This is a genomic window from Pseudogracilibacillus sp. ICA-222130, from assembly GCF_037892545.1.
In the GTDB taxonomy this organism is placed as follows: Bacteria; Bacillota; Bacilli; order Bacillales; family Amphibacillaceae; genus Pseudogracilibacillus.
Genome location: NZ_JBBKBG010000007.1, coordinates 1 through 20,011 on the forward strand (window position 1 = coordinate 1; position 20,011 = coordinate 20,011).

The window sequence follows — 20,011 nt, forward strand, 5'->3', positions numbered from 1 at the left end:
TTTCTTTGACATTTATTGTCTTTGTTCAGTTTTCAAGGAACAAATGTTCGCCTCTCTTGAGGCAACTTCTATACTATATCATGCTGATATTTCTTTGTCAACAGTTTTGATGAAGTTTTTTAACTCGTTTTTCGTTCGCTAAAATAGCGACCTTTATAATATAGCATACATGCCATGTTGATGTCAACAACTTTGTTGAATCTTTTTTTCGAAAAAGTTTTCAAAATGAATACCTCTCTCGAACGGCATAAATAAATATAACAAATTCCAAAAATGTTTGCAAACAATATGATAACAAAAATGAAAAACACAAGGCGTAAATTACAGAAACATTGATATATCAACGATTCACCTAATCGTGATAGAGGTTTCTGTTCGCCTTGTGTTTGATCTACTATTATTATTTAGTTTTCATTTGCGGGAATAATAATACGTCTCTAATAGACGGTGCGTTTGTTAATAGCATAACTAAGCGATCGATTCCGATTCCTAGTCCTCCTGTTGGTGGCATTCCATATTCTAATGCTTCTAAGAAATCTTCGTCCATTAAATGTGCTTCGTCATTTCCAGCTTCACGTTCTGCAACTTGTGCTTCAAAACGTTGACGTTGATCAATTGGGTCATTTAACTCTGTAAATGCATTTGCATGTTCTCTTCTTACAATAAACAATTCAAAACGATCTGTAAATCTCTCATCTTCTCTGTTCTTCTTGGCTAATGGAGAAATTTCTACAGGATGTCCATAAATAAATGTTGGTTGTACAAGTTGTTCTTCCACCTTTTGCTCAAAGAACTCATTTACGATATGTCCATATGTCATAGCATCGGTGATTTCCACACCATGCTCTTTTGCTAATGAGCGTGCTTCTTCATCTGAAATATTTCCCCATAAATCTACACCGACATATTCCTTAATAGCATCTACCATATGAAGTCTTGTCCATTCTGGTTTTAAATCAATCGTATCCTCGCCATATTGAATGGTTGTCGTTCCTAATACTTCCTCTGCTATATGTGCAACCATATTTTCTGTTAGCGACATAATATCTTTATAATCTGCATAAGCCTCATATAACTCAATCATCGTAAATTCTGGATTATGTCTTGTAGATACCCCTTCATTTCTAAACACACGGCCAATTTCATATACTTTTTCTAATCCACCGATAATTAGTCGCTTTAAATGTAATTCAATTGCGATTCGCATATATAATTCCATATCTAAAGCATTATGATGTGTTTCAAATGGACGTGCAGCAGCTCCACCTGGAATAGAGTGAAGCATTGGTGTTTCTACTTCTAAAAATCCTGCATTATTTAAATAATTTCTCATCGATTGAATAATTTTACTTCGCATGACAAACGTTTTGCGACTCTCTTCATTTGTAATTAAATCTAAATAACGTTTGCGATAGCGTAATTCAATATCTTGTAAACCATGGTATTTATCTGGTAACGGACGTAATGATTTGGTTAGTAATGTAAATTCCTTCGCGTGAATCGATAATTCCCCAACATTCGTTTTAAAAACAACACCTGTTACACCGATAATATCACCAATATCTACCGACTTAAAGATTTCGTAAGCCTCTTCTCCGATATCATCTTTTCTTACATATAGTTGAATTTGATCTGTCGCATCTTGAATATGCGTAAATCCTACTTTTCCTTTTCCACGTTTGGTCATTACTCGACCAGCTATTGTAACTGAAATGTCCTTTTCAGCTAATGCTTCTTTTGAAAATTCCTCATATAAATCATGCAATTCCTTTGCGTTGCTCGTTCGTTCAAACTTACCACCAAAAGGGTCTAGTCCTTCATTATAGTAGGTCGCTAATTTTTCGCGACGCACTCTCATATGTTCATTTAGTTCTTCCGACAACATAATCACTCCATTTAATCATATTCAAGTTCATTCGAATCTGTTCTATATTTTACGAATCATCGTTCTATAAAGCAAGTCAATTTACATATTTTGTTTAAAAATTATACCTTTTCCCATTTTACAACTGTCGCCTTTTCTTTGTCCGATATTTTTTGCAATAAATCTTCAATTAATACACCAGAAGTTGGTAATGCTAATTCAGGTGCAATTTCAAATAACGGAATTAGAACAAAAGCTCTTTCATGTAATCTTGGGTGAGGAATTCGCAATCCTTCAATTTCTCTATTCTCAGAATTGAAGAGCAATATGTCTAAATCCATTGTACGTGGTCCTTTATCTATCGTACGTTCTCTTCCTAGTTCATTTTCAATTTGTTGGCATACACGTAATAACTCGATATTTTTTAATGAAGTTTCTACTTCAATCACCATATTTAAAAATTGGTCTTGGTCTAAATAATCAACCGGAGCAGTTTCATAGATTGTTGATTTTGTCACAATAGTTATTTCTTTATGTGCTTCCAACTTTTTCAAAGCATCCTCCATATATTGTTCACGAGGCTCGATATTAGAACCTAAACTTATATATGCTACATTCATTTTTCTCGCTCCCTATAAATTTCTACCGCAACAGACTCATACTGCCCATGAATTGGTGGATTTGGTTTCACTACTCTAACCATACACGCATGTAACATTGGAAACTGATCAAATAATGATTTTGCAATTGTTTCTGCTACTGCTTCGATTAATTTTTTTGGTTTACCTTCGACGATATCACGAATAAGTTCATAAGCATGACCATAATGAATTGATGCATTCATTTCGTCTGTCATCCCAGCTTCTTTTAAAGAAGTATACAGCTCACAATCAACTGAAAAGCGTTGCCCTAATTTATTCTCTTCTTCAAATAAACCATGATATCCATAAAATTGCAGATCTTTTAAAATTATTTTATCCATGTAATCCAACCCCATGTACCATCGCATCCATCATTGTCGTTAGCTCTTTCGTCTTTTTCACTTCATGTACACGAACGATATGAGCACCTTGTGCAATGCCATAACAAGTTGTAGCACCTGTTGCATTATCCCGTTCTTCTGCCGGTAAATCTAACACTTCATTTATAAATCTTTTTCTTGAGGCACCTAGTAAAAGTGGGTACGGTAACTTTGCTACAATTTCATGTAAATGCCTCATAACAAAAAAGTTATCTTGTACCTCTTTACCAAAACCGATTCCAGGATCGACAATAATTTGTTTGTCTTGAACACCAGCCTGTTTCGCAATATCAATACTTTCTTGTAGTTCTGTTACTATATCCTCTATCATGTCATGGTAAGATGTATGATTTCGATTATGCATTAACACAATCGGAACATTATAAGTTGCTGCAACCTTTGCAATTGCTGGTTCCTTTTTTGCACCCCATACATCATTTATAATGTCTGCTCCTGCCTTCACAGCCGCTTCTGCTGTTTTTGCTTTATACGTATCAATCGATATCGGAATATTTATATGTTCTTTCAATGCTTGAATAACAGGAATAACGCGCTCTATTTCTTCCTCTTCTGAAACAGGATCATGACCTGGTCTCGTCGATTCTCCACCGATGTCTATAATATCTGCCCCATCTTCGACCATCTGTTTTGCTCTCGCAATGGCAAGATCCACCGATGTATAGGAACCTCCGTCCGAAAAAGAATCAGGTGTGACATTTAAAATCCCCATAATTAATGTTCGTTTGGATACATCTATTTTTTTTGAAGGTGTATGTATATACATAAAATCTTCCTCTACATGTAAAAATTCAACTATTTCCCCATTTAGTTTACCATAAATAAATAGCGATGTAAGATAATTCGTACGATAAATAGACAAAAAAAGACCATGATTCAATATTTGTTCAAATTGAATCACGATCTATTTTTATTTCTTCTATTATTCCTCGAACTGATATAATGCTGTTGATAAGTAACGCTCACCATTATCAGGTAAAATAGCAACTACTTTTTTGCCTGCACCTAATTCTTTTGCGACTTTTTTAGCGGCAGCAATTGCAGCTCCAGAAGAAATACCACCTAAAATTCCTGTTGTTCTAGCCGTTGTACGTGCAGCATCAAACGCTTCTTCGTTTTTCACTTTAATAACTTCATCATAAATTTCCGTATCTAGTACATCCGGAACAAAACCAGCACCGATTCCTTGAATTTTATGTGGACCTGGTGAACCTCCTGATAATACCGGTGAATCTTCTGGTTCTACTGCATATACTTTTACACCGTCAAAATTTTCCTTTAATACTTTTCCAGCACCTGTAATCGTTCCACCTGTACCGATTCCAGATATAAACCCATCTACTCCATCAGGGAATTGTTTTACAAGCTCTTGCCCTGTTGTACGAGCGTGTACTTCTGGGTTTGCTACATTTTTAAATTGCTGAGGCATGAAATAACCGTTTTCTTCTTTTAATTCTTCTGCTTTTGCGATTGCACCCTTCATCCCGTCTGCACCAGGTGTTAAATATAATTTAGCACCGTAAGCTTTTAATAAGTTACGACGTTCTTGACTCATCGTGTCTGGCATCACTACGACTAAATTGTACCCTTTTGCAGCAGCGACCAATGCTAAACCAATACCAGTATTTCCACTCGTCGGTTCAACCAATGTATCTCCAGGCTTAATAAGTCCTTCTTCTTCCGCTCTTTCAACCATTGCTAATGCAATACGGTCTTTCACAGAGCTTCCTGGGTTAAAGTATTCTAATTTCACATATATTTCTGCACTATTTTCATCTGCTTGTGGTAATTTAACGACTGGTGTTTCTCCAATTAACTGAGCAATATTTTCTGTCACTTTCATATTCGATCCCTCTCAATTCATAGTATTTTTATAGGATTTATTTATAATATACCTTTCCGTTCAGTGTTTGTCAACTATAAACAACAAAAAAGTAGAAGTTTTCCATATTCTCATATGTTACTTCTACTTTTTCTCTTTCTAATACTTTATAATAATGCACGTAATTCGTCTTCTGTTAAATGATACACCTCATTACAAAAATGACAGGTCGCTTCTGCACCATGATCCTCTTCTATCATCTTTGTAATTTCCTCCGACCCTAATCCTTTAACAGCATTCTTCATTCGCTCTTTGGAACATTTACATTTATATTGGACATCCATTTTTTCTAATACTTCAATTGCTTCATCATCAAATAACTGTTGTAAAATTTCTTCCGGGCTATTTCCTGCTTCAATTAAGGAAGAAATAGGGGGGAAATTTTCTAATTTTTGTTCAAGTTTTGTCACTACTTCTTCTGTTGCACCTGGCATTAATTGTACGATAAAACCACCTGCCGCTTTAATCGTATAATCAGTATCCACTAATACCCCTGCTCCAACTGCCGATGGTGTTTGTTCCGATGTTGCAAAATAATAAGTGAAATCTTCACTAATTTCTCCAGATACAATTGGGACTTGTCCTGTAAAATAATCTTTTAAACCAAGATCTTTTACAATGCTTAATGTCCCTTCTGTTCCAACAGCTGCTCGAACATCTAATTTCCCGTATTCATTTGATGGGAAATCAACATGTGGATGAATCACATATCCACGTACATCTCCATGCGCATTTGCATCGACAATAATTGCGCCGATTGGTCCACTTCCTTCTACTTTTACCGTTAAGGAATCTTCTCCTTTTAACATTGCTCCCATCATGCTCGTAATCGTAAGTGTTCTACCTAATGCTGCAGATGGTGTCGCCCATGTATCTTGTCTACGTCTAGCTTCTTCTACCATATTCGTTGTAACAGAAGCATATGCACGAACCATTCCGTCGTACAGTGTTGTTTTCACTAAATAATCTTGCATTTACATGTTCCTCTTTTCTTCATGTTGATATATATAATATAACCCTTTTAATGTTAAGTGTTGTTCAATATGTTGAATGGTTTCAGATCCTTTTGCAATTAAGGAAGCAAAGCCTCCTGTTGCAATAACTGTTGGATTAACACCAAGCTCCCTTTTCATTCGGCGAACAATCCCATCAATTTGTGATACATATCCATAATATACTCCTGATTGCATCGCTTCGACCGTCGACGATCCAACGACTTTTTCTGGTGGCGCAATTTCAATTTTTGGTAACTTCGATGCTTTATCGTACAAAGCATCCATGGAAATTTTTATACCTGGTGTAATAATTCCTCCGTGATATCGTTTCTGACCATCCACATAACAAAATGTTGTGGCTGTACCAAAATCAATAATAATCATCGGTTCATCATATAGATGAATGGCTCCAACAGCATTTACAATTCGATCTGCTCCAATCTCTTTCGGGTTTGGATAGGCTATTTCTAATGGTGCCGTCAATGTATCCTTTCCAACTACATATGGTGTAAGGTGGAAATATTCTACACACATCGTTTCTAATGAACGCATAATTGGTGGTACAACAGAAGATATAATAATACCTTCTACTTCTGAAAAAGATAATTTTTTAAACTGAAATAGGGATTGAATGAGCATCGCAAACTCATCTTTCGTTTTATGGATGTCGGTTTGGATACGCCACTCATATATTAGTTTGTCCTCTTCAAAAATTCCTAGTACTGTATTTGTATTCCCGATATCAATAACAAAAATCATACGTCTGCTCACTCCTCCATCATTTTGCTCCCATTTATAAACGAACTTCATCTTGATTTATTATGACGGAACTACACACTTTTTACAAAAATTTAGTCTCATTAAAATACTCTTTAAAAATCGTTCCCGAAAAGATGTGGCTAGACTGACTTCGCTTTTACAATGACGCCACTTCGGAAATGTCCTCCGCTTTCCGCGTACGGCTTTCTAAGCCAAGTTCAGGATTTGCCTTCCCTTGCCTTATCTAGGCATTTTTTACACCAACACCATCTATTGTAGAGCCATTTATATCCTTTTACTCTCCATTAAAAAAACACAAGAATCCATACGATATGGACTCTTGTGCTTTTATATACTTACTTATCTTTTTCGTCCTCTTCCGATTTCACGTCTGTGGACGTTGTGTCTTCTTGCGAGTCAGAAGCATTTGTATCCATCTGTTCTTCTGATTCTTCGAGCTTTTTCGCTACTTTTTCTTTCGTCTCTTCGTACGTTTCAAGTTTTACGTCTTCTTCTTCTACTTCAGAAGTCGTATTTTCCGCAGGCATTTCACCTGTATCAAATAAAGACTTAATTTCGTTTGCATTTAATGTTTCTACTTCTAATAATTTTTCAGCAATTAACTCTAGTTGTTCACGGTGCTCTGTTAAAATATCTTTCGCTCGTTCATAACAACTATTAATGAAACTCTGTGTTTCTATATCTATTTCATGTGCAATTGCTTCACTATAGTTTTTCTCAGATGATAAATCTCTTCCTAAGAACGGATCTTTTCCACCATCCGCAAATTGAGTAGGTCCGATTTTTTCACTCATTCCATACTCTGTGATCATTTGTTTTGCAATCGCTGTTGCACGTTGGAAGTCATTTGACGCACCAGTACTTACGTGATCACGTCCAAATATGATTTCCTCTGCGACTCGACCTCCAAGTAATCCTGTAATACGATCGAATAACTCTGGACGAGTTGCTAAGAAGCGATCTTCTTTTGGTAACATAACTGCATATCCACCAGCTTGCCCACGCGGAACAATGGTTACTTTATGAACGGTGTCTGCATCATCTAACACCATACCAATAATTGTATGCCCACTTTCGTGGTATGCAACGATTTGTCTTTCTTTTTCTGAAATGACACGGCTCTTTTTCGCTGGTCCAGCGATGACACGGTCAATAGCTTCATCTACTTCTTTCATTGTAATGACTTTTTTATCATGACGTGCAGCAACTAATGCCGCTTCGTTTAATACGTTCTCTAAGTCTGCCCCAGCAAACCCTGGTGTACGAGCTGCGATCGTCTTTAAATCTACATCTTCAGCTAAAGGTTTATTACGTGCGTGTACCTTTAATACAGCTACACGGCCTTTTAAGTCTGGTCTATTTACAGGAATCTGTCTATCAAAACGACCTGGACGTAGTAATGCAGGGTCTAAAATGTCTGGACGGTTCGTTGCAGCAATCATAATGATTCCTTCATTTCCTTCAAATCCATCCATCTCTACTAATAACTGGTTTAATGTCTGTTCACGTTCATCGTGACCACCACCAAGACCAGCACCACGTTGTCTACCTACTGCATCAATCTCATCAATGAAAATGATACAAGGTGCATTCTTTTTCGCATTTTCGAATAAGTCTCTTACACGGGAAGCCCCAACTCCGACAAACATTTCAACGAAATCTGAACCACTAATAGAAAAGAATGGCGTTCCAGCTTCTCCCGCAACCGCACGAGCAAGTAATGTTTTACCTGTACCTGGAGGTCCGACTAATAGTACCCCTTTAGGAATTCGTGCTCCTAATTCAGAGAATTTACGTGGATCTTTTAAGAACTCTACTACTTCTATAAGCTCTTGCTTCTCTTCATCTGCTCCTGCTACGTCTGTGAAGCGTACTTTCGTTTGTTCTTCTGTATATAGTTTCGCTTTACTTTTACCAAAGTTCATTACACGGCCACCGCCGCCTCCACCTTGAGCTCGCGTAAAAATAAAGAAGAAAATTAATCCAATTAATAAAAATGGTAACATCATCGTCAGAAAACTAACGAACGCACTCGGCTGTTCTTCCTGTTCAATCTTCAGCACACTTTTCTCATTCGCTGTTTCTGTAATATTAGCGATAATATCGTTATTATCTGGTACTTGTACGACGAATGGTTTATCGTCTTTCTTTAATTCACCAGTAATTCTAATAATTTTATTCTTTGGCTGCATCGTCATTTCCGCAATCTTATCATCTTCTAAAGCACTTATGAATTCTTTTACATTCATTTCTTCTGACGGTTCATTTTGTCCTTTAAAAAGACTGATCACTCCGATTAACACGACGAATATTAATGCATATGTTAGTACATTCCGAAAAATTCGGTCCATTTACAAACCTCCCCCCCTCAACGGGAAAACTCCATAACATAGTATCATATTAAATTTATCCAATACAACTAAATGCTCTTTATTTTACTTATTTTCAAGAAAAGAAAATAAAAATTTGTTCACATTTTATTTTTCAATCTCATCTTGATATATTTCAGGCTTTAATATACCGATATACGGTAAATTACGATATCGCTCATTATAATCTAAACCATACCCAACAACGAACTCATCTGGTACTTCAAAACCAACCATATCAGCTTTAATTTTTGCCGTTCTTCCAGAAGGTTTGTCTAATAATGTCACAATTTTTACTGATTTAGCTTTTCGATATTTAAATAGGTCGACTAAGTAACTTAACGTTAATCCACTATCAATAATATCTTCTACAACGAGTACATCTCTTCCTTCTACCTTCGCATCTAAATCTTTGACAATTTTTACTTCTCCAGATGAACGCATACCACTTCCATAGCTCGATACGTCCATAAAATCCATTTCGACATGTGTATCGATATGACGTATAAGATCAGCCATAAATGGGGTTGCTCCTTTTAACACACCGATTACAAGCGGAAATTTCTCTTTGTATTCTTTTGTTAAGCTTTCCCCTAATTCTTCACATTTCGCTTTTATATCTTCTTCCGTTATTAATACTTCTAATATTTCATCACGCATAATTGTCCTCCTCATTTCCTTTTCCATGCTGCTCATAGGTGAGCATGATACATAGGCCTTGTTTCTTTTTGTTTATTTTTTCATTTTTTCTAATGCCAATTAACCATAAAATCTCACCAGTATGATCTGTTACAATGAATTTGTCATCGCGTAAATGACGTGGCACTTTTTCGTCCATAAAAATATCTTTTATCTTTTTTGTACCGTCTAGTCCATTATACGTCATTCTATCTCCATCACGTCTCGTTCGAATATGTAGTGGGAAGACAATCTCGTCTTTCCTACAAAGGTATGTAAACTTACTACGAGGTATAGCATCTATATGATCTATATAGGCTAAGCTTACACGAGCACCATTCGGTAAGGTGCATATTTGTTCTTTATCTTCCAGTAACCATTCTTGTTGTGCCTTTTCTACTGCACATTCCTTGTATACATATACTGTACGATACGCTTTTTCAACGTATACATTTTCAGGAAACTGTATACGTTTATTTGGAATATCAGATTGTAATAATTCCATAAATAGACCTTCATGTACATGGGATAAATTTTGTGACGGTTGTTTATATAGATAGTCTAATGTTAGTCGATAACAACGCCTTTGTAAAGAGACGGGGTATGACATAAATAGGTCGAGTTGGATGGCAATTTCTGCTTTTTCCTCTCGGATTGTACACACATCACGGAACATCTTTTTTGCTTCTGCTTGTAAAAAACGTTCATCATCTTGAACACTTTCCGTATAACGTTGTACCGTCCGATGTAATTGATCATACCGTTCTTTCAACGGAGGAACGATTGTTTTTCTTATGTAATTTCGTTCATAAGAAGGATCAAAATTCGATAAATCAATTTGGGCATGAATGTCTTCATTTTTACAATATTGTTCAATCATTGTTTTAGTGACACATAATAACGGGCGAATAATATGCCCTTCATGAAAAGGACGTTTCACTGGAATGCCTAGCATACCATTTAAAGTGGTTGCACGTGTTAAGCTCATTAACATCGTTTCAATTTGGTCATCTCCATGATGGCCCATCGCGACAGATGATGCACGATACTTTTCCATCATTCGGTGTAATGCTTCATAGCGTAATGTACGGGCAGCGACTTGTGTACTTAATTTATTTTGTGCCGCATAAGAACGTACATCGATACGCACCGATTCATGGGTGACTCTCCAATCGTTACAAACAGATGCAACATATGCTACATCTTCTTCTGACGCTTTTCCACGTAATTGATGATCTACTGTCACAGCAATAAGGGTTAAAGCTAATTCTTCTCGCATTTGGCATAATAGATGTAATAATGCCATAGAATCAGGCCCACCCGATGTTGCTACAATAATCGTTTCATTTTCGTTTACCATATGATGTTGTTTCATAAAATTACGTACCATTTGCTTCATCATAAATCCAATCTCATCCTTTTCTTTATTATAACGATGATTGATCCTAAATGTCATTTAATAGGACGTTATTTTTGAAAAAAGGTATGATTCTCGACATATTTCCGTTGCACATACCAAATTGGTGAAAAAAAAACGAATAAAGTAGGTATGATATGTTATCCATTCCTCCCTTTATTCGTTTACAAACCTTTTAGGATGTAGCGATTTGTTCCATCACCGGTATTGGTTTCCATTTTGGGCGATATTTATCGATTTTAAAAACGACGACCGTCATATCATCTCTTATCGTTCCCCCGTTATCACGAACCACATCTTCTAAAAGTAAATCTGCGATATGTTGGGGATCATCAGTTTCGATTTGTGCAATTTTTTGTTGTAATTGTTTTTCATCATGTGCCACATGTACAATCCCATCATACAGTCCATCACTCATCATAATAACGATATCTCCCTGTTTTAATGTTTGTTGAATCATATCTACTTCTACTTGTTGGATAATCCCTATCGGCAAACTACTTCCGTCAACTTGGATAACCTCCTTACCACGTTTTAAAAAACTAGGGACAGAACCAATTTTTACAAATCTTAATGATGCATTTTGTAAATTCACAATTGCTAAATCTAATGTTGCAAAAATTTCATCCGAAGTTCGCAACGCTAAGATTGAGTTAATCGATTCAATTGCGACGCTTTCTGATATACCTGTTTGCAATAACTGTTTTAATAAACGTAATGTTTCACTACTTTCCTCCCGTGCACGTAGTCCATTCCCCATGCCATCACTAATGGCCAAAGCATATTTACCCTTTCCTACCTCTGTTAATAGATGGCAATCACCAGAAATGAGTCCACCGCCTTTTGCTGCTGTTGCAACACCTGTTTCAATCGTATATTGCTTTGCCGAACGAAAGGTTAAAAAGCTAACCCCATTTGGAAAAGGAGATATTTCTTCTTTTTCTACGACAATCGTTTCATTTAACACATGAGACAATAGGGGAGCAATGACTTTCGCACCTTCACCATGATAATCGTGAAAAATAAGGGCTAATTCCATATCGATATTCCCTTTTTCTAATTGGTAAATATCAATTTTCTCTAATGAAATATGCATTTGTTGCAGAGCTCGTACAATTTCGATTTCCTTTTGCTCATGTCGATGGCGCTCTTTCACAATTTCTTTTGCAAAATTATCCATCATTTGGGACACACCTTGTAGTTGATCTGCGACGATCTTTTTACTTTCTGCGACTTGTTCTTTTAATTGCTTATTTAAAGATAATAATGATATTTCGTTTTTCATCACTTCAATGACTTCTGTTGATTTTACACAATGCCTATCAAATTTTGCCCGCTGCATATCGTGTATATTTCCACCGTGCAATAGGACGTCCTTCATGTTTTCCATTAATACGTACGTATCTTCAAATTCCCGTACCCAACAACGTTGCTTCATAAAACAATTTTGACAAGTCTTTTCCGTAACGAAACTTAAAAAATAATCTGTTTCATTTAGGGATGCTGGTTGCTGCTCTTTCATACTTGAGGATAAAAAACTTTCCGATAACGCTTCAAACACATCAGAATATTGTTCTACTCGCTTCGCTGTCACGTCGCGCATTTTTTGCAGATGTTTTCTTTCTTCATACGTATAAGCTGCTGTACCCGGAATATATTTGGATAAAGTATAGAGTAATTGTTTTGGCATCATATAAAATAGACAAACTGCGACAATAGATGCCATCATATTTGACCCAATTGCCCCTATTTCTCCATACGCACTTACGAGTAAGGTGCCAATTAAAAGTCCTGAACTTGTTCCAAATTTCTTCCCTTCATACAATAACCCACCTAACAAACCTGCAAATGCGAGTAAACTCATTTCATATAAATTAGTTATATTAGATAAGGCCAATATTAATCCTGTTACCACCCCAACTGTAGCACCAATCGCCGCCCCTCCCACACAGGCGATGACTAACACAATCCATCTAGCAAAAACAGAGGCTAAAGATACGTCGTATATATTCCAACCAATAAAACCAGTTAAAACAGAAGCTAGTAATATAATAATGGAAATAACTTCTTCATTTTTCAATGTCACTGTATATGATTTAAAAGAGAATAAAGCCATACTTTGTGTAAAAATCATCCATAATATAAGTGCCAAACATGCTTCTACGATAAAACTTACCCCATGATAAATCGTCAATTTCATTTGTACCGTATGTATTAGGAATCTCGTTGTAACCATTGCAATAAATAAACAGGTCATGACCCACTTTGTTTGCCGTTGTTGTGGAAGAAGCTTCATTAAAAAAACGAACAAGCTAAGGGATAGAACGATAAATATTGCTTGTTCTATAGAATACGTACATGCACCAAGGATCATCCAAAACGATAGGATCGATAATCGTTTCTGACCATATACCATGCATGCAGCAAAAAATGGTAGAGCAAAAGGGGATAATTCAAATAAAATGACTGCTCGTCCCAATAATAATGCAGTAGCCCATAGAAAAATATTTTTCTCCATTAAAAATGTATAGAACATCATGTAGAGGTTTCTATCTTTTAACGCCATATTGGATTGTACTGTTTCACTCACAATATTCCTCCTCCTATCATAGTACGTTCATTACACCACATATATGTCGTTTATTTTGTCAAAATAGAGAAAGGGAAAGGAAGAACTTTTCGACGGATTATACGAACATGTACATATATAAGCAAAACTTCTACAAAACTACTCTATTTTTTGGAATAAGGACATTTGTTGACTTCATTTTAAAAGTGTTGTATTATATTTCATGTTGGTTGAAAAACTACTAGGCTTATATGGCGGTGTAGCTCAGCTGGCGAGAGCGTTCGGTTCATACCCGAAAGGTCGTGGGTTCGACTCCCTCCGCCGCTATCGATGAAAAACGGTCATGTTTATCTTATTCTGATAAACATGACCGTTTTAGTTTTATTATGACGCTTTGTCCAATAGGGTTGTCGCCGACACTTCTAAGCTATTTTGCACGCTGTTTTGTTCGCAACTCTTTTGATGATTGGGATCAAGCTTTTCCGCCCTTTATATAGAAAAAGACAAGTGTATAAAATACACTTGTCTTGGATCGCCTTATATTCATTATAATAAGAGCATTATTACGTAAACAGCAATTGCTATCCTCTTTTAGCACCTCTTCCGCCACGTCGAGATTCAGTGTGCTTCTTTAATGATGCTAAACGGTCCTCTGAATCTTTTAAAAAACGATTCATTTTAGATTCGAAGTTTTCCGTTCTCTCTCGAGTTTGTTTTTGACGTACAGGTCTTTCTTTCGCCTTTTTAATAGATAATCCAATTTTACCATCATCTTCTACATTAATTACTTTTACTTGTACTTCGTCTCCGACAGTTAAATGTTCATTGATATCCTTTACGTAATTGTCAGCGACCTCACTAATATGAACAAGTCCTGTCTTACCTTTTTCTAATTCTACGAAAGCACCAAAATTTGTAATTCCAGTTACTTTCCCTTGCAATTTGCTGCCTACTTCAATTGACATTAAAAAATGCTCCTCCTTGATAATTTTAAAAATGTTTCCATTTGTTCATAGTATACGAATTATCCAAAAATATGTCAATAAGAGAGACTATCGTCATCATCTAATTGAAAAATTAACTCTCCCTCTTTAGATAAAAAGTAATTGGTTCTAGCAATTTCTAAAATATAATCATCATCTTTTAGTAGATTCACTTCTTCTACTAACTTTTCCTTTTCATGCTGTAATGTTTCCTTTTCTTCCAAGAGCTTTTCATGCTCATTTAACTTATCTGCATATGTAGCTCGCTGTGACATATGATACCAAAATAATGAGCCTGAAATAACGACCATCACAATAGCGGAAAGTATGAGTCTTTTCATTAATCGTCTCTTTTTACGTTGTTCCCGCTTCATTTGTTTTTCATATTGTTCTACGTAATTTGATTTAATTTTTGCGATTGAACTACCTTGCCTTTGCATGAGAGACTTCCCTCCTCTAATTTACCGCTTCCATTTATCCATCAATTTAGTATATATTGTACTATAAAAGCGACATAAAATGGTAATTATATTACTATTTTTTCGTAAAATGAATCTCTTTAACCGTCGCAAACGTTGACCAAATAATTTAAACCATACTTTATACATGCATTTCTTCATAAAATTATATACATAGAGCAAACACCTCATACAAAAGTACAGTATATAGGTAATTGGTTTCACGATCAACAGGTATAGAACACGCCAAACAAATCGAACCATGTGCATTATACATTGTAAACATTTCATATAAAAGGTTTGAATAAAAACGATATACGCACTATACCCAAGCAAAACTGCTAATAAAAAGTAAAACCGCAATATACCGTTATTCATTTTATATAAAATGTAATAAACGATTGCGGTTTGACAAAGCCAGTACAATACGAACAAAAGACGATAAAGAAGTGCGTTTCGTAATAGTGGCATGATCGTGTGGCGTAAAGTGTCTGTCGATATTCCGATATAGACACCCGTACAAATCATCACACTTAAAAAGACCCACTCTTGGTGGACGGTCATTTAAAGAGCTTGCTAAATAAACTTTTAGCTGACTCCGGTTGTGTATCATCCATATACGAAAAGTCATCGATCTTTCCGTGAATGATGACAAGTCCTTCTTGTACATTTAATGTTTTTAATTGAAGCTTTTCTCCACGCACAATCACGTATCCCATCACCGTTTGTAATAAAAATTCCTCTTGGTCAAAACTATCGATTTCCTTTACACCGGTTACTTCAATTTCTTTGCGGTTTTTAATTTTTATGTCGTGTGTTCCTGTCGTTATTTCTTTTTCAACTTTTAATGTATCTTTCATTCCTCTCACCCCTTATTCATAACGTATGTGTAAAGGGACAAGTTTAGAACGAATTATTCTGCAGATGTCACTTTCTCTTCACGAACAACTTCATACAATGTCGTTGCCTCGTCTTTTTTCACATGTTCTTTTACATGTAACACTTTTACTGTTAATGTTGTTTGTCCAAAGTATATTGTAATCAAATCCCCCACATCGATAATGACAGAAGGTTTTGCTACTTGGTCATTTACTTTAATTCTTCCTTGTTCGGCAATTTCCTTTGCTAATGGGCGACGTTTTATGATTCGTGATACTTTTAAAAATTTGTCTAAACGCATATTCATCATTCCTCTTTCTTTGCTTCATTCCAAAAATGATCTAGCTGTGATAACGTAAAATCACGGAATTCCTTATTGGATTCTTTCACACATTGTTCCACATAACGAAATCGGCGGATAAATTTTTCGTTCGTTTGTTGTAATGCATGTTCTGGATATATGTCATAAAAGCGCGCAATATTTACCAGAACGAACAACATATCTCCAAACTCCTTTTCCATCTCTTTTCCATCATTCGCTTCCACTGCCTCTTTAAATTCCTGTAATTCTTCCTCCCATTTCAACCATACGTCTGCTACTTCATCCCAATCAAATCCTACTTTTGCTGCTTTCTGCTGGACTTCCTCAGCTACTTGTAATGCTGGAGCAAAAGTGATGATATCTTCTAGGATAGAATGGTTCGGTTTCCTTTTTTCCTCCCGCTTTAATTCATCCCAAGATTTATTATTTTCTCCATCTCCAAACACATGTGGATGACGGTGGATCATTTTTTCTGTAATCGAACGAATGACATCATCTACTGAAAAATAACCGTTGTCTTCCCCAATTTGGCTATGAAGCATCACTTGCAACAATACATCCCCGAGCTCTTCTATAATTCCTTCATCATCTTCTCTTTGAATCGCATCAATTAATTCATATACTTCTTCTTGTACATATTTTCTTAAAGAAGCATGTGTCTGTTTTCGATCCCACGGACACCCATTTGGTCCCCGTAAAATTTGAATCGTTTCACGCAATGTTTGGAATTGATGTGGTAAAGCTTTTTTTATCGGCGGAACATAAACAGATGTTAAATTGCTCATTTCCATGACTCTATCTAATTCTTCTAATGGAACAGTGACCAATTTTTCATCCTCCGCTCCTGCCGCTTCGACAATCGTTACCTCATAATGAGCTGGTAAATCTTCTAGTAGCGCAAGTTTTACCTCTGATGCTATAAATGCATCATATACTTGGCAAAAAATAATATGCTGTTTATATTGTAATGATGTACGATCAAATGATGTTCCATCCACAAATTGAAAACCTTCAATCGGATCCATTTTCAACGCTGTAAATAAATCATCTAAATAACTTTGCCCACCTAAAAGATGTACATCTGCTGTCGGATCGTCTAATAATAACTGAACGGTGCGTTCCGCTAGCATCGGGTGACCAGGTACCGCATATAATATATCTCCTGTTTCCGCTTGTTGTACTAATATGTCTACAATTTCTTCATATACGGCATCAAATTGGTTATGTTTTTCATATATCGTATCAAAACTTTCAAAATGTACCCCTTCATCTTGTAAATAAGTTATAACAGGGTGGTCTAACGTTCTCGCATAAATAGTCGTAGGAGCATTTTTTAATGTTTGATACAATCCAAACGGCAATTGCTCGATATTTCCTGCCCCTAGACCTATTACTTCAATTTTACCCACTTCATTTCCTCCCAATTTCTTCATCTTTTTTTCGGACAATTTTCTCCAAACGTAAAAATAATCGTGAAAAAGGTAATGCTTCATATTGATGTTTCGACAATACATGATGTCGAATAAGACAAATCATATATGTAAGTGCACCAATAACTACTGTCCCTAGTACATATACCGCTAAAGTGAAACGTGTAAACGGAAGGAAGAAAGCAATGCCTTTTAATAGCCCGACAACCATCGTCATCGTTACCGTAGCAATTAGAAGCCCTTTCCATTTTACGTGATGCATCATGCGTAAATTTGGCAATAATTTTCGTAGTAAACGTGCCACGATGATACATAAAAATAATAAGCTACTTGATGTTGCTAGTGCACTCCCCATTATCCCAAACCGAGGAATTAATAATATATTCAGCCCTGTTTTTAAGATAACCGTGACCAAAATATAGACCGCCGTTACATTTGTTTTTCCTGTCGTTTGTAGAATCGCAATCATCGTAATCGTCATTGCTGCCATTAATATCGATAAAGATAATACCCGTAAACTGTTTGTCCCTAGTTCATTTGTAAATAATACGATGTTTACTTCTTTCATTAATAAAATGAGCCCTACAGTTGCTCCGACAGCAATATACATACTAAATAAGACAGCTTCTCTTACATAAACAAGATGTGCGGTATTTTCTTTCACATCTTTCGTAATGACGGATGGGATTAATGCTAATGCAAAAGAAGAACCAAATACGATGCCGAATTGTATCAATGGTTGCCCACGATCAAAAACTCCCTTTTGTTGCATTGCTTCTTCTAAGGATAAGTTATGTTGCAATAATCCCGGAATCAATGTAAATACATCGACAAACTGTAATAGTAATAAAATCATATGATTCAATGCTGCGATAAATCCTAACATGAATATAGTCGAAAAATAATCTTTCCACGGAATATGACGAGGTTGTATGTCGAGGTGATCTACTTCCAAACGAAAAGATATTCGTAAAGTAAGCAAACCAAAAAACATCCCCATCATCGTCGCCAACACCGCAAAGATACCAATATCATATAATTGCAATGTACCGGTGTAAACGAAATAAGCCGCTACAATAATAATCGTTACACGAGTGAATTGTTCTACTATCTGCGAATATGCGGTTGGCTGCATACGTTCATACCCTTGTGATACCCCTCTAAAAAGAGCTACAAAAGGAACGAGTAAAAATAAAAATGCCGCAAAGAAAAATGTACGTTCTAATTGTACATCCCCAATCCATGATGCAATATATGGTGCGAAACAAATGGTAACCCCGAATAATATCCCATTCATAAAGAGCAAAACAACAAAAATCGGCAAATAAAAATGTTTATATGTCATGGGGATATTATTGGCCCGCTGCTTCGCCGTCAATGTTGATACAGCTGCCGGAAAACCATATAAAGATAACATCATCACCATTCCAATTAATGGGTATATTTGTTGATATACATAAAAGCCAATATCACCTGTTAAATTTTGCAGTGGAACACGGTATATCGCACTTAATACTTTCCCGAATAAACCTGCAATCGTTAATAAAAGTGCCCCTTGGACAACTTGATTTGTATCCGTTTGTTTCATGGTAAACCTGCCTATATATTATAGTAAATATATGTATTATATCATAACTCATCTGTCCACTACGATTGGTGTATTCTGATTCACACAAAAAGGCTGTTCAAATAAAACAATGTTTATTTGAACAGCCTATAGTATGACATAATTATTCCATTTGTTTTCCTAAAAAACTGGCAGCCGCTGCGACTACTTTTTGTTCGGCTTCCGTTACTTTCATATCATCTGTTGCAATCATTAATACCGCTCCAATTGGATCACCATTCGCCACAATCGTACTAATGGCATAATTACCAACAGTCTCTTCTTTTCCACGAATAATTTCTAGCGATTCCATCGTTTCCTCTAGCGAAGATATTCTTTCTGTAATTGCCTCTTCTATATGTAATCCAATTGGGGCTTGTAAGTATCCCTTTTTCGCACGCCCACTTACAGCGATGACCTCATCTCGATCTGTAATAAATACAGGTAAATGAACGACATCAAAAATAGCTTCCGCGTACATTTCAGCAAAATGCCCTAACTCGTTGATTGGAGAATATTTTTTTAAAATAACTTCTCCTTCACGTTGTACGAAAATTTCTAATGGATCTCCTTCGCGAATACGAAGATTTCTTCTTATTTCTTTCGGTATAACGACACGTCCTAAATCATCTATACGTCTTACGATTCCTGTTGCTTTCATACGATGAACAACCTCACTTTATGTCTACTTAAAACGTTATTGTTCATAGTATGTTACAATTTAGCAGAACTATACATGA

At 36.0% G+C, this 20,011-nt stretch carries 19 protein-coding genes and 1 tRNA gene; 1 reads left to right on the plus strand and 19 read right to left on the minus strand.

Going from position 1 to position 20,011, the window contains the following annotated elements:
- Window positions 1–400 precede the first annotated feature (400 nt).
- The 11 genes from lysS to spoIIE form a co-directional block, all read right to left on the minus strand.
- Window positions 401–1,885 (minus strand): lysine--tRNA ligase, encoded by a 1,485-nt coding sequence (gene lysS, locus WKT09_RS04915; RefSeq protein WP_340414978.1) that lies wholly within the window; start codon window positions 1,883–1,885, stop codon window positions 401–403.
- 101 nt (window positions 1,886–1,986) lie between these two features.
- A complete protein-coding gene (folK, locus tag WKT09_RS04920) occupies window positions 1,987–2,484 on the minus strand; it encodes a 2-amino-4-hydroxy-6-hydroxymethyldihydropteridine diphosphokinase (protein WP_340414979.1) in 498 nt (165 codons plus the stop codon).
- Window positions 2,481–2,846 (minus strand): dihydroneopterin aldolase, encoded by a 366-nt coding sequence (folB, locus tag WKT09_RS04925; RefSeq protein WP_340414980.1) that lies wholly within the window; start codon window positions 2,844–2,846, stop codon window positions 2,481–2,483. The genes folK and folB overlap by 4 nt, the downstream gene beginning before the upstream one ends.
- Window positions 2,839–3,669, minus strand: a complete 831-nt coding sequence (gene folP / locus WKT09_RS04930) for a dihydropteroate synthase (RefSeq protein ID WP_340414981.1) — start codon at window positions 3,667–3,669, stop codon at window positions 2,839–2,841. The genes folB and folP overlap by 8 nt, the downstream gene beginning before the upstream one ends.
- Before the next feature lie 156 nt (window positions 3,670–3,825).
- Window positions 3,826–4,746, minus strand: a complete 921-nt coding sequence (gene cysK / locus WKT09_RS04935; RefSeq protein WP_340414982.1) for a cysteine synthase A — start codon at window positions 4,744–4,746, stop codon at window positions 3,826–3,828.
- A 146-nt stretch (window positions 4,747–4,892) separates the two neighbouring features.
- The gene (gene hslO / locus WKT09_RS04940) at window positions 4,893–5,759 is read right to left on the minus strand and encodes an Hsp33 family molecular chaperone HslO (protein ID WP_340414983.1); all 867 of its coding nucleotides are present in this window, start codon (window positions 5,757–5,759) and stop codon (window positions 4,893–4,895) included.
- Complete coding sequence (locus tag WKT09_RS04945) at window positions 5,760–6,539, minus strand: type III pantothenate kinase (RefSeq protein ID WP_340414984.1); 780 nt, start codon at window positions 6,537–6,539, stop codon at window positions 5,760–5,762. It lies immediately after the preceding gene.
- 356 nt (window positions 6,540–6,895) lie between these two features.
- Window positions 6,896–8,911, minus strand: coding sequence for an ATP-dependent zinc metalloprotease FtsH (ftsH, locus tag WKT09_RS04950; protein ID WP_340414985.1), 2,016 nt, complete (start codon window positions 8,909–8,911; stop codon window positions 6,896–6,898).
- 126 nt (window positions 8,912–9,037) lie between these two features.
- The gene (hpt, locus tag WKT09_RS04955) at window positions 9,038–9,589 is read right to left on the minus strand and encodes a hypoxanthine phosphoribosyltransferase (RefSeq protein ID WP_340414986.1); all 552 of its coding nucleotides are present in this window, start codon (window positions 9,587–9,589) and stop codon (window positions 9,038–9,040) included.
- Window positions 9,582–11,009: a tRNA lysidine(34) synthetase TilS gene (tilS, locus tag WKT09_RS04960; RefSeq protein WP_340414987.1), complete on the minus strand. Its 1,428-nt coding sequence runs from the start codon at window positions 11,007–11,009 to the stop codon at window positions 9,582–9,584. Before tilS ends, hpt begins: the two co-directional genes overlap by 8 nt.
- A 190-nt stretch (window positions 11,010–11,199) precedes the next feature.
- Window positions 11,200–13,614 carry a stage II sporulation protein E gene (gene spoIIE, locus WKT09_RS04965; RefSeq protein WP_340414988.1) on the minus strand — a complete coding sequence of 805 codons (2,415 nt, stop codon included), beginning with the start codon at window positions 13,612–13,614 and terminating at the stop codon, window positions 11,200–11,202.
- A 232-nt stretch (window positions 13,615–13,846) separates the two neighbouring features.
- Between spoIIE and WKT09_RS04970 the strand changes: the two genes are divergently transcribed.
- Window positions 13,847–13,920 (plus strand) — tRNA-Met (locus WKT09_RS04970).
- A 254-nt stretch (window positions 13,921–14,174) separates the two neighbouring features.
- Here WKT09_RS04970 and WKT09_RS04975 read toward each other — a convergent pair.
- From WKT09_RS04975 to spoVT, 8 genes are all read right to left on the minus strand, one after another.
- The gene (locus tag WKT09_RS04975; RefSeq protein WP_336267963.1) at window positions 14,175–14,558 is read right to left on the minus strand and encodes a S1 domain-containing RNA-binding protein; all 384 of its coding nucleotides are present in this window, start codon (window positions 14,556–14,558) and stop codon (window positions 14,175–14,177) included.
- 74 nt (window positions 14,559–14,632) lie between these two features.
- Window positions 14,633–15,016, minus strand: a complete 384-nt coding sequence (locus tag WKT09_RS04980; RefSeq protein WP_340414989.1) for an FtsB family cell division protein — start codon at window positions 15,014–15,016, stop codon at window positions 14,633–14,635.
- 21 nt (window positions 15,017–15,037) lie between these two features.
- Window positions 15,038–15,598, minus strand: coding sequence for a spore cortex biosynthesis protein YabQ (gene yabQ / locus WKT09_RS13790; protein ID WP_445323984.1), 561 nt, complete (start codon window positions 15,596–15,598; stop codon window positions 15,038–15,040).
- The gene (gene yabP / locus WKT09_RS04985; RefSeq protein ID WP_340414990.1) at window positions 15,595–15,894 is read right to left on the minus strand and encodes a sporulation protein YabP; all 300 of its coding nucleotides are present in this window, start codon (window positions 15,892–15,894) and stop codon (window positions 15,595–15,597) included. The genes yabQ and yabP overlap by 4 nt, the downstream gene beginning before the upstream one ends.
- Window positions 15,895–15,947: 53 nt before the next feature.
- The gene (locus WKT09_RS04990; protein ID WP_340414991.1) at window positions 15,948–16,214 is read right to left on the minus strand and encodes an RNA-binding S4 domain-containing protein; all 267 of its coding nucleotides are present in this window, start codon (window positions 16,212–16,214) and stop codon (window positions 15,948–15,950) included.
- A 5-nt stretch (window positions 16,215–16,219) separates the two neighbouring features.
- Window positions 16,220–17,644 carry a nucleoside triphosphate pyrophosphohydrolase gene (gene mazG, locus WKT09_RS04995; RefSeq protein WP_340414992.1) on the minus strand — a complete coding sequence of 475 codons (1,425 nt, stop codon included), beginning with the start codon at window positions 17,642–17,644 and terminating at the stop codon, window positions 16,220–16,222.
- 1 nt (window position 17,645) lies between these two features.
- A complete protein-coding gene (locus WKT09_RS05000) occupies window positions 17,646–19,253 on the minus strand; it encodes a putative polysaccharide biosynthesis protein (RefSeq protein WP_340414993.1) in 1,608 nt (535 codons plus the stop codon).
- A gap of 142 nt (window positions 19,254–19,395) precedes the next feature.
- Window positions 19,396–19,932 (minus strand): stage V sporulation protein T, encoded by a 537-nt coding sequence (gene spoVT / locus WKT09_RS05005; RefSeq protein WP_340414994.1) that lies wholly within the window; start codon window positions 19,930–19,932, stop codon window positions 19,396–19,398.
- Between the last annotated feature and the right edge of the window lie 79 nt (window positions 19,933–20,011).

Excerpts from the sequence above, each read along its gene's own strand:
- folK (WP_340414979.1), bottom strand. The coding sequence starts at position 2,484 with ATGAATGTAGCATATATAAGTTTAGGTTCTAATATCGAGCCTCGTGAA.
- yabP (WP_340414990.1), bottom strand. The coding sequence starts at position 15,894 with ATGAAAGATACATTAAAAGTTGAAAAAGAAATAACGACAGGAACACAC.
- lysS (WP_340414978.1), bottom strand. The coding sequence starts at position 1,885 with ATGTTGTCGGAAGAACTAAATGAACATATGAGAGTGCGTCGCGAAAAA.
- ftsH (WP_340414985.1), bottom strand. The coding sequence starts at position 8,911 with ATGGACCGAATTTTTCGGAATGTACTAACATATGCATTAATATTCGTC.
- WKT09_RS05000 (WP_340414993.1), bottom strand. The coding sequence starts at position 19,253 with ATGAAACAAACGGATACAAATCAAGTTGTCCAAGGGGCACTTTTATTA.
- tilS (WP_340414987.1), bottom strand. The coding sequence starts at position 11,009 with ATGATGAAGCAAATGGTACGTAATTTTATGAAACAACATCATATGGTA.
- WKT09_RS04975 (WP_336267963.1), bottom strand. The coding sequence starts at position 14,558 with ATGTCAATTGAAGTAGGCAGCAAATTGCAAGGGAAAGTAACTGGAATT.
- folB (WP_340414980.1), bottom strand. The coding sequence starts at position 2,846 with ATGGATAAAATAATTTTAAAAGATCTGCAATTTTATGGATATCATGGT.
- WKT09_RS04990 (WP_340414991.1), bottom strand. The coding sequence starts at position 16,214 with ATGCGTTTAGACAAATTTTTAAAAGTATCACGAATCATAAAACGTCGC.
- hpt (WP_340414986.1), bottom strand. The coding sequence starts at position 9,589 with ATGCGTGATGAAATATTAGAAGTATTAATAACGGAAGAAGATATAAAA.
- spoVT (WP_340414994.1), bottom strand. The coding sequence starts at position 19,932 with ATGAAAGCAACAGGAATCGTAAGACGTATAGATGATTTAGGACGTGTC.
- hslO (WP_340414983.1), bottom strand. The coding sequence starts at position 5,759 with ATGCAAGATTATTTAGTGAAAACAACACTGTACGACGGAATGGTTCGT.
- WKT09_RS04980 (WP_340414989.1), bottom strand. The coding sequence starts at position 15,016 with ATGCAAAGGCAAGGTAGTTCAATCGCAAAAATTAAATCAAATTACGTA.
- WKT09_RS04945 (WP_340414984.1), bottom strand. The coding sequence starts at position 6,539 with ATGATTTTTGTTATTGATATCGGGAATACAAATACAGTACTAGGAATT.
- cysK (WP_340414982.1), bottom strand. The coding sequence starts at position 4,746 with ATGAAAGTGACAGAAAATATTGCTCAGTTAATTGGAGAAACACCAGTC.
- yabQ (WP_445323984.1), bottom strand. The coding sequence starts at position 15,598 with ATGACCGTCCACCAAGAGTGGGTCTTTTTAAGTGTGATGATTTGTACG.
- folP (WP_340414981.1), bottom strand. The coding sequence starts at position 3,669 with ATGTATATACATACACCTTCAAAAAAAATAGATGTATCCAAACGAACA.